11 protein-coding genes are annotated in these 13,770 nt (G+C 64.8%); 5 read left to right on the top strand and 6 right to left on the bottom strand.

Translation table 11 applies throughout. From position 1 onward, the window contains the following. Positions 1 to 161: 161 nt before the first annotated feature. Positions 162 to 2,435 carry a Wzz/FepE/Etk N-terminal domain-containing protein gene (locus tag CAF53_RS07715; protein WP_100238734.1) on the top strand — a complete coding sequence of 758 codons (2,274 nt, stop codon included), beginning with the start codon at positions 162 to 164 and terminating at the stop codon, positions 2,433 to 2,435. Between the two features lie 59 nt (positions 2,436 to 2,494). Further along, complete coding sequence (locus tag CAF53_RS07720; protein WP_100237745.1) at positions 2,495 to 3,175, top strand: response regulator transcription factor; 681 nt, start codon at positions 2,495 to 2,497, stop codon at positions 3,173 to 3,175. 47 nt (positions 3,176 to 3,222) lie between these two features. Here CAF53_RS07720 and CAF53_RS07725 read toward each other — a convergent pair whose 3' ends face one another. The 6 genes from CAF53_RS07725 to CAF53_RS07750 all read right to left on the bottom strand — a co-directional run bounded on the left by CAF53_RS07725 (position 3,223) and on the right by CAF53_RS07750 (position 9,072). After that, a complete protein-coding gene (locus tag CAF53_RS07725) occupies positions 3,223 to 4,605 on the bottom strand; it encodes a lipopolysaccharide biosynthesis protein (protein ID WP_046762104.1) in 1,383 nt (460 codons plus the stop codon). Between the two features lie 28 nt (positions 4,606 to 4,633). Continuing rightward, positions 4,634 to 5,194 (bottom strand): response regulator transcription factor, encoded by a 561-nt coding sequence (locus CAF53_RS07730; protein WP_242443401.1) that lies wholly within the window; start codon positions 5,192 to 5,194, stop codon positions 4,634 to 4,636. 536 nt (positions 5,195 to 5,730) lie between these two features. Then, positions 5,731 to 6,414 (bottom strand): PIG-L deacetylase family protein, encoded by a 684-nt coding sequence (locus tag CAF53_RS07735; RefSeq protein WP_100237746.1) that lies wholly within the window; start codon positions 6,412 to 6,414, stop codon positions 5,731 to 5,733. A 3-nt stretch (positions 6,415 to 6,417) separates the two neighbouring features. Continuing rightward, complete coding sequence (locus tag CAF53_RS07740) at positions 6,418 to 7,332, bottom strand: formyltransferase family protein (protein ID WP_046762107.1); 915 nt, start codon at positions 7,330 to 7,332, stop codon at positions 6,418 to 6,420. Then, positions 7,295 to 7,891, bottom strand: a complete 597-nt coding sequence (locus tag CAF53_RS07745; RefSeq protein WP_100237747.1) for a sugar transferase — start codon at positions 7,889 to 7,891, stop codon at positions 7,295 to 7,297. Before CAF53_RS07745 ends, CAF53_RS07740 begins: the two co-directional genes overlap by 38 nt. Then, the gene (locus CAF53_RS07750; protein ID WP_100237748.1) at positions 7,888 to 9,072 is read right to left on the bottom strand and encodes a glycosyltransferase family 4 protein; all 1,185 of its coding nucleotides are present in this window, start codon (positions 9,070 to 9,072) and stop codon (positions 7,888 to 7,890) included. Before CAF53_RS07750 ends, CAF53_RS07745 begins: the two co-directional genes overlap by 4 nt. Positions 9,073 to 9,390: 318 nt before the next feature. On the opposite strand from CAF53_RS07750, the gene CAF53_RS07755 reads away from it, so the two are divergent. Genes CAF53_RS07755 through CAF53_RS07765 form a run of 3 tightly spaced genes read left to right on the top strand, consistent with a single transcriptional unit; the run spans position 9,391 to position 13,636 of the window. Beyond that, the gene (locus CAF53_RS07755; RefSeq protein WP_100237749.1) at positions 9,391 to 11,541 is read left to right on the top strand and encodes a nucleoside-diphosphate sugar epimerase/dehydratase; all 2,151 of its coding nucleotides are present in this window, start codon (positions 9,391 to 9,393) and stop codon (positions 11,539 to 11,541) included. A 12-nt stretch (positions 11,542 to 11,553) separates the two neighbouring features. Beyond that, positions 11,554 to 12,777 (top strand): DegT/DnrJ/EryC1/StrS family aminotransferase, encoded by a 1,224-nt coding sequence (locus CAF53_RS07760; RefSeq protein WP_100237750.1) that lies wholly within the window; start codon positions 11,554 to 11,556, stop codon positions 12,775 to 12,777. 19 nt (positions 12,778 to 12,796) lie between these two features. After that, positions 12,797 to 13,636: a sulfotransferase gene (locus tag CAF53_RS07765; RefSeq protein WP_242443402.1), complete on the top strand. Its 840-nt coding sequence runs from the start codon at positions 12,797 to 12,799 to the stop codon at positions 13,634 to 13,636. Positions 13,637 to 13,770 lie beyond the last annotated feature (134 nt).

Genomic DNA, 13,770 nt, shown 5'->3' on the forward strand with positions numbered 1-13,770 from the left:
GGCATGGCCTGATCCGAAGGGTTAGCACCTATGCGCATCCATCCGCCCCGATGCGCTTTTGCTCTGACACGCGACAAGCCGCAATATCGGCATGATAGAGGGAACCGCCCTTCGCATGGGCCGTGCCCATGTGCCTTCGCGATGCGACAGGGGAGATTATCATGGCGTCTGCACAGCTGACACTGATCGACGGTGCTTCGTCCGGTGGCGGCGCGGAAAAGCCGGGCGACCTGTCCTTCGAATTGCAGCAAATGTCCGCGCGACAGATCTGGTTCCTGCTGCGTCGTCACATGAAGCTGGTGGCGGCCATCGTGATCAGCTGCGTGGTGGTGGTTCTGCTCGTCCAGCTGCAACTGCCCAACCGCTATGAGGCGACCGCCACGGTCCAGGTGGAGCTGAACGACTCTACCGGCTCCAACCAGGCCGACGCCACCCGCAACCAGCAGCGCGTCGCCAATGAGGCGCGCATGTATCGGTCGCAGGCGCTGGCCGAACAGGTGGTGCGCGACCTCAATCTGACGCGCAATCCCGCCTTCACCCATGGCGTGCCGATGACGGTGCAGCAGGGCGCCGTCCAGCTGACCAAGAATGTGCGGGTGGTGAGTTCGACCGATTCGGATTTCATCGACATCATCGTCCAGTCGCAAAAGGCGGAACTGGCCGCGCGCATCGCCAACCGCTTCGTCGACAGCCTCCAGAAGGTGCGCTCGCAGCGTCGCCAGACCTGGCGCGATGGTCTAAGCACCGCGCTGGACAAGGAAACCGCGCGCCTCGCGCACGAGGTTGAGGTGGCCGAACGCAATGTCGCCGATTTCCGCCGCGCGCATCTGATGCCGATGGGAGCGGGCAGTGCGGAGGATTATCAGCAGATGAACCGCATCGCGGTGGAGGCCGCCTCCACCGCCGCGATGAGCAGCGCGATGCAGGCGCAGGCGGCGGGCGTCAGCCGCGCCGCCGCGATGCGGACGGTGGCGGGCGCGACCTCTCCCGCGCTCGACAACCTCCAGAAGCAATATGACGACCTCGTCCGTCAGCGTTCCGAAATCTCGGTACAGATGGGCGCTGCCCATCCGCAAATGCGGGCGCTTTCGGCGCAGATCGCGCAGGTCGGCGATGCCCTGCAAAAGGAGCGGGCTGCCGTCGTCGTCACCCAGCAGACGAAGAACGATACCGACGCCGGGCGCGAACGGGCGATGGCGGTGGCGGAGGCCAGCGCGGCTTCGGCCCGCGCAGGGCAGCTTCAATCGAAACTCAATGCGATCACCGGTGCGGCCTTCCGCAACAACGCGAACCTCGTCGACCTGTCGATCCTCGACCGGCGGGCGGAGGTCGCGCGCCAGGCCTATCTCACCACGGCGCAGCGGGCCCAGACGGTGCAGTCGGAACTGGAAACCACAGGTGTCAACTCGACCATGGTGTCGGCCGCCCCCGTGCCGCTCTATCCGGTGGCGCCCGCACCCAAGAAGATGGCGCTGGCCGCTTTCGTCGGCTCGTCCGTCCTGGCCTTTCTGATCGTGCTGGGGATCGAGATGTTCGACAACCGGCTGCGCAGCGGCGACCAGCTCCGTCGGCTCTTCGGCCTGCGTACGCTGGCGATGCTGCCCCGGCTGGAGGGGGCGATCGGCACCACGATCGAGGAAAATCCGGTCATCACGGAACCGCAGTCGCTGTTCACCGAAGTGGCCCGCAACCTGGCCAGCGAGATAGAGGATATTCCCCATGACGGCGCCAGCCAGCGCGTGCTGGTGACCTCGCCTTTGCCGGGCGACGGCAAGTCCAGCGTTGCCCTGACGCTGGCCGCCGCCGCCGCCTCCATGGGACGCCGCGCCATCGTGGTCGATCTGGACCTGCGCCGGCCCGGTCCCAGCATCTTGCGGTCGATCCAGCATGAATCGGACACTCCAGACCTGATCGAAGTGCTGACCCATGCCGGCGAGAGCCGCCGGCTCATACCCCAGGCCGAACCCCATGTGGACCATGACGTGGCCGAGGGTGCGGCGCCCCGTGCGCTGATGCCGGTGGTGCTCAGCACCCGCGAACAGATCCGCAATCCCGCCGCCGTCGTGCAGGGATGGCAGGTCGGCCGTCTGCTCGATGACCTGCGCGACCGGTTCGATCTCGTCGTCATCAACGCGCCCGCCATCCTGGCCGTGCGGGATGCCCGGACGCTCTCCACCCTGGCGGACTCGACGGTGATGGTCGTGCGCTGGGGCCATACCACGGTCGAACAACTGCGCGCCTCGCTCCAGATGGTGAACAACCAGGTGGTTGGCGCCGTCTTCAACCAGGTCGATTATGAGGAACATGCAAGGCGCGGCTATGGCGACGCCGTGCAGTTCTACATGGGTTCGGCGGCTTATTATTCCGACAGCTTCCCGGTCCGGCAGAGCTGGGTGAGCCGGGTGCGCCATGCCTTCGCGCGTCAGGCCGCGTGAGCGCGCTGCCGCCCTCGCCTCCGGCTTCGCCGCAGATTATTTGTTTCGAAAGCGTAATAGTGGAAGAGGATGCCTCGAAAATCAAACTCCTGATCATCGACGGCAGCCCGCTGCGCCGCGCCTGCATCGTTGTGGCGCTGGGCACGGCGGGGACCCGGGTGCTGCCGCAATTCGGACTGGAAACCGCAGGGGCGGTGGAAATGCCCGACGTCATCCTGTTCCAGACGGGCGATTCCGATGCGGAGACCGCAGCCCTTCCCATCCAGATTGGCGAAGCCAGGCGGCGCTGGTCCGCGGCCGCGATCCTGGTGGTCGCCGACCATCATAATGAAGCGCTGATGCAGGCGGCCGCCGCCGCGGGCGCGCAGGGATTGCTGCACTCCAGCGTCGACATAGCTACCATGCAGAAGACGCTGTCCCTGCTGAAGGAAGGGCTGGCGGTCTATCCCGCGGCCCTTGCGAGGGGCGTGTACGCGCGGCTGGCGTCTGCGGCAGGAACCAACGGGGTCAATGAACGGATCGCGGTGGCGGTGGACAAGTTCAAGCTGCTGACCAAGCGGCAACGTGACGTGCTCCGCCTCCTCGCCCAGGGGGCCTCCAACAAGGACATCGCCCAACGGCTCAACATCAGCGAGAGTACGGTGAAGGTTCATGTGCGGGCGATCATGGCCGTGAACGGCGCTTCGAACCGCACCCAGATCGTCGCTCATCTGCTCAAGGGCGGTGACGACGAGGTTTAGGACCGGCATGGGTGCCCAGCCTGTCGCAGCGAAAGCGCCGGTTTAATTCATCCTGCCGTTGCCGCCACCGGCCGCACCCGTGCCCGGCGCAGCCAGATCACGTCCAGCAGCACCGCTGTCACAACGCCCAGAATGACATGGGCGATGTTGCCGCCGATCGGCCCGTAGCGCGGCACGGCATAGGCCGCGACCGCGACGAACAGAGCCGTGCCGAAACCGGATATCGCCAGCACCTTCCAGCTCTGGTTCATCGCCAGCATCGCCGACCGCGATGGCGCGGCATGCAGCATCAGCATCACGGCGATCAATTGGGTCAGCAGCAATATATAGGTTTGGGAATAGGCCTCACCCGGTCCCAGCCGGATCAGGAGAGGTCCAAAGAGCCAGGCGCCCGCCAGCATGGCAAAGCCCACCGCAGCCAGTGCCGCCTGCACTTGCAGGGTCGCCCCGCGGAAGTTGCGGATATTGCCGTTCGCCCACATGCGGGCGACGTCGGGATAGACCACCGCCTGTACCTGTGCGCCGACCTGGGTCGCGACCTTGGCGATCCGCTTGGCAAGATAATAGACCGCCGCCGCCGAACTGCCCGCCACCGCGCCGACGAACAGCGAGTCCGCTTCCGTGGTGATGACGCGCAATGTCAGTGACAGGTTGGTCGAACAGGCGAAACCGAAGAAACCGGGGAAATCCCTTACCAGTCCCTTCAGCCGGGCGCGCAGGGGGTTGGGGATGCCCATCTGCCGCAGGGCGCGGAAGCCGACCCAGAAGACCAGCACCGATCCCAACGCCTGCGATACGGTCCATGCCACCATGAAGCCGACGACGCCCGCATGCATCATCATGCAGATGAAAGCGAGCAGGATGCGCAGCACATTGCCGGCAACCTGCGCATAGGCCAGCATCTTGAACTGGCCGGACAGGCGCAGGGCGGCGGTCGGCACGCCCGCGATGTTGAACAGGGTCGCGACCGAATAGATCGCCACCAGTTCCACATGCAGCGGTTTCAACCCGAACAGCGGTCCGAACAGCAGGGCCAGGCCGATCGCGCTGAAGGCGGCCAGCGCGGCCGCGCCCATGTCGAGCATCAGGCCGTAGCAATAGAGCCGCTGCATCCGTCGAGGCGAACCTTGCGCCTCCTCCTGCACGGCGAAGCGGATCAGCGGCTGCCAGGATTCAAAGCGCAGGATGCGCTCGACCACGCGGTTATAGGAGAGGACCAGGACCATGACGCCGTAGGTCGCAGGTCCCAGCGAACGGGCCGCCATCGCGACGCTCACCAGCATGATCAGCGCGTTGAGGAAATTGCCCGACAGCAAATGCCCCACCGCGACCAGCCGGCCCCGGGTTCCCTTGACCAGGAATCCCCCGAACCGACCGCGCAGCATGGGCAAGGCGCGTGCGGTCAGCACGCCCTTGATGGTATCATTCATGACGATCCCCCCATTGGGGTCGTGGAGATCAGAGTCGGTTTGCGACCCCGGCCAGTTCCAGAACCGGCAATTGCGCCGGATGAGGAATGCTGACGGGCAGTTCGGGTTCAACCTCGGTCACGCGTCCGCGCATCCCGTGATTGGCGGCCCAGATCGCTGCCTGGGTGCGGTTCTTGACGCGCAGCTTGCGCAGCACCGCCTTTACATGGACCTTCACCGTCGCTTCGCTGATGTCCATCCGCTTGGAAATGACCTTGTTCGGGCATCCCATGATCAGCCAGCGCAGGATTTCCAGCTCCCGGTCGGACAGGCAGGCGGCATCCACCGGCCGTTCGACCTCCAGCGCATCGGTCAGGCTGGGCCGCGATTGCAGCTCATCGGCCAGTTGCGGCGGCAACACCCGCTCACCCATGGCCACCAGACGCAGCGTCGCCACCAGCCGGTCGCAGGAGATTTCCTTGACGATATAGCCCAATGCCCCCAACCGGAAAGCCTTGAGCATGATCTGGAAATCGAACCTGTCGGACAGCAGGACAAGATAGGAACAGGGGAAACGCTTGCGCAGAACGGACAGCGTTTCGACGTCCATCGATTCGGTTCCATCGTCGATCAACAACAACGATGGTCCGGTATCTTCTTCCGGCACTTCAATCTGTTGAAGTGCCGTTGTTATGCTTGGAAATTGAGTGACACGGAAGTCCCGCTCCATCAGGATACGGCTCAAACCCTCCCGAACTATCGCATTACCGCACAACAGACGCACATTGACTGGGTAAGACATTGGGTGGTCCCCTCATGATCTCTCCTACCCCCGTAAGCAGGCCCCAAACGGGATGTAGAAGACCAGTAAGTAAATGCCTGTAGTGCGACCCTTTCTTTTTCTTTCAACCACTTATCGGTAACCTCTTTGTGCGCGCTTAGGCCCCCGATGTACAATAGAAATTTGGGGGTAGTGCAATATCCCGTTAACATATTGTTAAGCTGTAAAATTTTTTGGCCGATTTGGCGGGTATATTGCAGGCGCAGCAGCAAGCCTTACTACTTTGGTGGTATCGCGAACGGTGTAAATCGAGATTCGTTTCGCGAATCCATTTTTGCATGATTCGCAGCGATTTATGATCCATGTTAATTAATTTGGCGTATGAGAACAAAGGCTTCGGCAGCATGCCGGTAGACCGTCGCCCCCCTCGTCGTCGCCAGTGCGCGAATGGCTTCGACGGATCGTTCGTCCGGGGCGGGCTTGACCTGGGTTTCGAACGAGCAGAAGGCGGCGATCTTCCGTTCCAGCGTCGAACTGATGTCGACGAACAGATTGGGGATGAAGGCCGGCGTGACGCCTGGTGCCAGCCAGTTGGTCTCCGACAGCGTTTCGTAAGCCGCGACGCAGCTCGGCCCCGTGCTGCTGCGCGGGCGCGCATGAACCAGTGCTGCGTTGAAGACAATCTGATGATCGAGGTGGATGTCGCCGATGAAGGGGATCAGCAGCAGATCAGGGTCGATCCGCGCCAATGCCGATGAGAGGGCATGGTTCAGATCGCTCCTTCTGAGTTGATCGAGATTGGCTGCCGGGAAATCCAGGAATATCGTGCTTTTCACACCGATGATTTCATGCGCGCGCAGCGTTTCACTTCTGATACGCTGCACCAATTCTTCGTCGAACAGTGGCGGCTGGCCCCGGGTGACGACGATGACATGGACCTCCGCGCCCTCCGCCACTGCCCGCGCCATGGTGCCGCCGCAGCCCAAAATCTCGTCGTCCGCATGGGGGGCGACGATCGCGATACGGCGCGCATGGGAAAGCAGGGACATGGGCTATTCCCCCAGAAGGATATGGAGCCGGGGCGGCTTGTCGGGGCCGCTCCATCGCGTCGCGGTAAGGGCGGTGTTCTCCCCGCACAGCACCGTGAAACAGTCGGCGGTGCGCAGGACGATCTGGCCCGGCCGCGCGGCGTGGCGCGCCCCGATGTCGGACAGGACGGCCGACCAGATGCGAAGGTCGGCGCCGCCGGCCTTGGTGAAGGCGCCGGGATAGGGACGGCCCGTGGCCCGGATCAAGCGCAGCACATCCTCCGCCCGCTGGGCCCAATCGATCCGTCCATCCCCCGGTGTCCGTCGCGCGGCCCAGGTCGCGCAGCTTTCATCCTGGTTCTTGCGCGGCATGTCGCCCGCCGCCAGCCGGTCCAGCGATCGGTCGAGCATGGCGGCAAGCGCCTCCATATGCTTGGCGTAAAGCGAAGCCGCCGTTTCCATCGGCGCGACATGGAAGAAGTGCTGATCCAGGATCGCGCCGGTATCCGTCCCCGCATCGATCCAGAACAACGTCCCGGCGGTGATCGGTTCCTGTTGCAAGATGGTCCAGGGAATGGCGGCGCGCCCCCTCAGCCGGGGCAGGGCGGCGGGATGGTAGCCGATCACCCGATCGGGAAACAGCTCGCGAAAGGCGGTCCCGCAGATTTGCGACCAGCCCATGACGAATGCCATGTCGGCTCGGGTATCGCGCAAGGCGGACAGCGTTTCTTCGCGGTTGATATTGTCGACATGGATGACCGGGCAGCCCCGGTCCCGTGCCACTGGGCCCAGATCGACGAAATCCGAATGGCGCTCCGCCAGCGCCGGATCGAGCGTGACGACGGCCGCCACGTCCCAGCCGGAATGCCGTGTGATCGCGTCGAAGGCGATGCGGGTGGTTTCAACCGCCCCAATGAGGAGGGCGCGCTTCGTCGACATGCCAGTTGATCCTCTTTTCGCCGGCAACCACGACCAGCAGCGTGCGCAGGATGATCCACGCGTCCAGCCATGCGCTGCGGTTGCGCACATACCAGAGGTCGAAGCGCAGCTTCTCCTCGACGGTCAGCAGCGTATTGCCGCTGACCTGTGCCATTCCGGTGAGGCCCGGCCGCACCGCTCCGCGCAGCCGGCCATCCTGCCGCATCGCACGGATGGTTTCGGTCAGCAGCGGGCGCGGTCCGACGAAATCCATGTCGCCCCGCGCTATGTTGATGAGTTCGGGGAGTTCATCCAGCCGCGATCTGCGCAGGAACCGGCCCAGTGCCGTCACCCGATCGGCATCGGGCAGTGGTAAGCCCCGCCCGTCGCGCGCATCGCGCATGGTCCGGAACTTCACCATCTCGAAAGCTTGCCCGTTCTGGCCGCTGCGCCGCTGGCGGAACAGCACCGGCCGCCCCATGTCGAGCAGCACCAGCGCGCCGAGCAGCAGCAGCAGGGGCGAAAGCAGCGAGAACAGAGCAAGAGCCAGCAGTCCTGCCGGTCGGAGCCAGGCGCTCATAGGCTCTCCGGCACCAGCAAGGCAGGCCTGGGCGTTGCGGCTGTCACGATGGCGACCGTGGGGCCGTGCAGCTGCATGGCTTCCAGCAGAACCGCGTTCACCTTGTCGACGTCATAGACCTCCGCTGCCGTCTGCCGTGCCGCACCGGCCATGGCCGCGACCAGCGCCGGATCGGCGATCAGCTTTTCCATGGCCGCCGCCAGCGTCGCCGCGTCGCGCGGCGGCACCAGCAGGCCGTTGACGCCTTCGTTGATCGGATCGCGGCAGCCCGGCATGTCGGTGGTGATGACCGGCCGCCCGGTCGCCAGAGCCTCCAGGATCGTGCGCGGCAATCCCTCGCGATAGAAGGAGGGCAGCACGAAGACATGGGCGGAGGCGAGGAAGGGCCGAACATCGCGCGTTTCGGGCAGGAACTCGATCAGCCCGGCGTCGCGCCAGCTTTGCAGGTCGGCGGCGGTATATCCGGTCGGATTTTCGGTTTCCGGCCGGGTCAGCAGCAGGAAGCGGACATCCTTGCGCCGCCGCCGCGTGATCCGCGCCGCCTCCACATATTCGCCCACCCCCTTGTCGCGCATCAGTCGTCCCATCATCAGGAAGGTGAAGGGGCCGTCGGGCAGGGGCCGCCGGGAGAAATGGCGAACGTCGACGCCTGAACCGGCGACCTGCATCACCCGTTGGCCGGGCGAGACGATGCCGCTTTCCAGCATCACGCGATGATCGTCGCTGTTGAAGACGAAGATGCAGCGGGCTCGGGCCACGCCCGCCCGGTACAGCCGCGATACGATGGTCCGCAACCATCGCCGCTCGGCCGCCTCCTCGCTGAAGACATAGCCAAGGCCGCTCATGATCGCGAAATAGCGTGCGCCGACCAACCGCGCGGCCATGCCGCCATAGATGATCGGCTTTTGCGTATAGGCGACCACGACATCGGGCCGTTCGGCGCGCATCAGCCGGACATAATGGGCAAGGGTCCGGATATCGTGCAGCGGATTGGTGCCGGCCCGTGCCATCGGAGTCCGGCGGAAACGCACGCCCATGGCGGCGAGTTTCGCCACGACCTCCGGCTCCTCGTCGGGCGCGCAGGCGACGACATCATGTCCTTCGTCCACCATCCGCGCGATCAGGGCGCCCCGGAAATTGATCAGCGACCAGGACAGGCTGGACAGGATCACGATGTTCATGGGTTCCTCAATCTCCCTCGAAGGAAGGAGGTATCACAGGGCGCGCCGCGACCCGGCGGTGCATCGGTAGATTACCCGTTTGAGGCAGGAATACGCGCGCCCGCGCCACCAGGTGCCCGGGTCCAGGCACCAATGAGAAAGGGACATAGCCATAAGGGGGACCGGTCCGCCCGCCGGGGCCGTTGGTGGGATAAAGGATAGTGACCGGTCGACCGATTACCGGAAACCGCCTGTTTCGATAGCTTTATGGCCACCGGCGGTTGGCGAGGGGCTGATGGTCCCCCGTTTTCCGCCGGACCATGGATCGGAGATATCGGGATGCGGGACATCGCGCCAGCCAGTCAGGACGGAACGCCGATCGCGCCGGATGCGCCCCGCGTGCCCCTGCTGCTGCGGCTGGAGGCCATGGGGCGGACATTCGCGATGCAGAGCCCCACACGTTTCTGGGCGATGCGGCTCGCCATCGTGCTGATGCTGGACGGGCTGATCATGCTGGGCAGCTTTGCGCTGTCGCGGCTCATCCTGTCCGACCTTGCCATGCCGCAGACCTTGTATGACCCCTGGTTCATGGCGCTGTTCGTCGGGGGCAATATGGCCGTGCTGTTCGCCATCGGCACCTATCGGCAAAGTTGGCGCTTCGTATCGATCGGCGATGCACTCTCGCTGGCGATCAGCCTGCTCGTCAGCGGCTGGCTGATCTGGATGATCACGGCGGGCCTGATCGCGCCGCAAAAGATGATGCGTGGGGTGATGACGATCTTCCTGACCGTCGACGTGCCGCTGACCGTCGCCCTGTTGCTCGCGGCCCGGTCGGTCAGGCGGGAATTGTTCAAGCATGTCCGATCGGCGCGCATGCGCCGGACCGTGCAGGCACGGCGGCGCATCCTGCTGCTGGGCGAACTCGACTGGGCGCGGGTGATGGCGGACCTGGTGCCGACAGATGCATCGGGCCTGGAGATTGTCGGCGTCATCTCCTTCGACGGGCATGACCGGCGGCTGAATCTCGGCGGCCTACCGATATTGGGGTCGCCCGACATGCTGCCGCAGATCGTCGCCGATCTCGACCGGGCGGGGAAACGCCCGGTCAGCCTTGTGGTGCAGGAGAGCAGCGAACGGCTCGACCGGCAGCAGATCCTGCGCATCGCCAGCCTGGCCGAGCAGGAAAATCTGGTCGTCTCGCGTTTCCGCAATCCCTGGACCAGCGCCCAGCCCCTGAACGGAGCGATGCATGGCGATCGCATGGCGATCGAGAAGATGCCGTTGGCGGAACTGCTCGGCCGGCCGGAAATCACCGTGCAGCATAGCTATCTCGAACGCGTCGTCACCGGTGCGCGGATTCTGGTGACGGGGGCGGGGGGAACGATCGGCGGCGAACTGGTGCGTCAGCTCGCTTATTATGCGCCGGTCGAGATCGTGCTGCTCGATCACAGCGAATATAATCTCTACGCCATAGAGATGGAGGCGCGGGAGAAATTCCCCCACGTCCGCTTCCATGCCGAACTCTGCTCGATCCGCCAGCGTCCTGCGCTCTGGCAGGTGTTCGAGCGGCGTCGGCCGGAGATCGTCTTCCACGCCGCTGCCTTGAAGCATGTGCCGATGGTGGAGGCCAATCCCTGTGCGGGCGTCCATACGAACGTCCTGGGCACCCGCAACGTGGCCGACGCCGTCTGCGAGTTCGAAGCCCGCGCGATGATCCAGGTGTCGACCGACAAGGCGGTCAATCCCGTCGGCCTGATGGGCGCGACCAAGCGGCTGGGCGAGCTTTACTGTCAGGCGCTCGACCTGATCGGCAGTTGCGATCCCGACAGTCCGCGCTTCCTGACGGTGCGCTTCGGCAACGTGCTGGGGTCCAGCGGATCGTTGATCCCGCTGTTCCAGGAGCAACTGGCGAACGGCAAGCCGCTGACCGTCACCCATCCGGATATGGAGCGCTTCTTCATGACGGTGCAGGAGGCGGTGTTGCTGATCCTGCAAAGCAGCGCCCGCGCGCTGGAGACCGATTCGGAACGCGGCACCATCTTCGTCCTCGACATGGGCGAGCCCGTGAAGATCGTCGAGATCGCCCGCCGCGTCATCCGCATGGCCGGGCTGCGACCGGAGATCGACGTGCCGATCAAGTTCATCGGTCTTCGTCCCGGCGAAAAGCTGTTCGAGGAACTGTTCGACACGTCGGAGGACAAGATCGAAAGCGCCATTCCCGGCATCTTCGAGGCCATGCCCTCGCCGATCCCGCTGGAATTGCTGGTGGAAGGCTTCGGCCAGCTCGCCCGGCTGATCGCCGCGGGAGATGCGGATGAGCTGGTGCGGCTGACCCATGAGATGGTCGCGGCCTCGGCCAGTTCGCGCTGGGCCGAGATATTGCGGCGGCTGGCGGCGGAAAGTTCCGACACGCTGTTGATGATGCCGCGGCCGGTGGAAAGCCAGGCCGTGCTGCCTTCGGCCCCGCCTCTGCCGCGCGACGTCGCCTGATTCTGGGAGACCATGATGCAAGCCGCACCCGTCCAAGCCGCCATCCCGCTTCACCTCAGCCCACTCGACAATCCGCAGTTGCGCTGGCCGCAGCACGAGGCGGACGAGGTGGCGGCGGTGGTGCGCATTCTCGAAACCGGCCGGGTCAATTCTATGATCCATGGCGAGCAGACCCGGATGTTCGAGGCGGAGTTCGCGGCCTTTTGCGGGGTTCCCCATGCCATCGCCGTCAGCAATGGCACGGTCGCGCTGGAACTGGCTCTCAGGGCTCTGGAAATCGGGCCGGGGGATGAAGTCATCCTGCCGTCGCGCAGCTTCTTCGCCAGCGCCGCCTGCATCGTCGCGGTGGGTGCGACGCCGGTCTTTGCCGACATCGACCCGGTCAGCAACGCGATCGATCCGCAGTCCGCGCGCCGAATGCTGACGGCGCGAAGCCGTGCGATCCTGTGCGTGCATCTGGCGGGGTGGCCCTGCGACATGAAGGCGCTGCGGGCCTTGGCCGACGAGAGGGGGCTGTGGTTGATCGAGGATTGCGCCCAGGCTCATGGAGCGACCCTGCATGGCCGCCCGGTCGGTGGCTTCGGCGATGCCGCAGCTTTCTCTTTCTGCACCGACAAGATCATGTCGACCGGCGGGGAGGGGGGCATGGTCCTGCTGCGCGACGAAGCCCGTTGGAAACGCGCCTGGGCCTATAAGGACCATGGCAAGAATCCGGACAAATATTTCAGCCCCCCGACCGCCAGCGGCTTCCGCTATCTGCACGACAGTTTCGGCAGCAATTGGCGCATGACCGAGATGCAGGCCGCCATCGGCCGGGCGCAGTTGGTCAAGCTGCCCACATGGCTCGCCCGCCGCCGCCGCAATGCGGAGGTGCTGATGGCCCTGTTGAACAACGATCCGGCAGTCGAGGTGCCGCCAATTCCGGATCATATCGGCCATGCCTTCTATCGGCTCTACGTCACCGTCACGGCCGACAGGCTGGACGAGGCGGGGACGGCGCCGATCATCGATCGCATGGCGCGTATGGGCATGCCGGTCGGCAGCGGTTCCTGCGCCGACATGACGCGGGAGGCCGCCTTCGCGGCGGTCGACGTGCGCCGCGACGGCACGCTGCCGGTGGCGCAGGATATGGGCCGTCGCAGCATCGCCTTTCCGGTCGACCATCTGCTGGACGAAAACGACATGCACCGTCTTGCCAACTGCCTGGAAATCGCGATGGCCGAGCTGGGATCCTGACGAAAGAGGACAGAAGATAATGAACGACCGCCTCCCGCATTTCGTCATCATCGGTGCAGTGAAGGGCGCGACGACCTGGATCCACAACCAACTTCAGGACAATCCGGCGATCTACCTGCCTGCGCCCGAGCCGCATTTCTTCAGCCAGGATCATGCGCGTGGCCTCGACCATTATCGCCGCTTTTTCGATGGGGCGCGGCCGGATCAGATATTGGGGGAAAAGTCCGCCGACTATCTCGCCCATCCCGATGCCGCCGCGCGCCTCGCCGCCGCCCTGCCGGATGCGCGTCTGGTGGTGCAACTGCGCAACCCGGTCGACCGTGCCTATTCCGATTACAAGATGCTGTTCCGCCGCGGCACCGTGACCAAGGGGCCGGAACATTATCTGGATGGCCGTCCGAATGACCAGCCGCGTTTCCTGGAGGACGGCCTCTACGCCCGGCACCTGCGCCGCTGGCTCGGCCATTTCGACGCGGAGCAGATCAAGGTCCTCCTGTTCGAGGATGTGAAGGCCGCGCCGGAAGCCGCCGTCGCCATCGTCAGCGATCATATCGGCGCGCCTTGCCATTATTCGACCCAGGTGGGGGCCGACCCGCGCAACGACAGTAGTGAGCGTTTCCTGCCGCTGCCCGTCCGCACCGCGCTCGCGCCGTTGAAGGAAGCGGTTCGCCCCTTGCGCGGTCACCCGATGTTCGAACGGGTGCGGGGGGTGTTCGCACGCCAGATCGCCTACCCGCCGCTGCCCGCCGCGCTCCGCCAGCGCATGGTCGACTATTATGCCAGCGACATCGCGGATCTGGAGGTCCTGATCGGCCGTGACCTCGACCATTGGAAGCGGGACCGGCGGCTGGCGGCCTGAATCGCGGGCCGTGTGTGGCCATCCGCCCACCCCCCCTTTGAGTCACCCCGAAAGCGGTGTCCGCCTCGCTCCTTTTTGCTGGGTCGTGATCCGTTATTGCCTGCGCCTGAATCAGCCGAAGGGCTTAAACTTCC

This window comes from Sphingobium sp. LB126, from assembly GCF_002795205.1.
Lineage (GTDB): Bacteria > Pseudomonadota > Alphaproteobacteria > Sphingomonadales > Sphingomonadaceae > Sphingobium > Sphingobium chungbukense.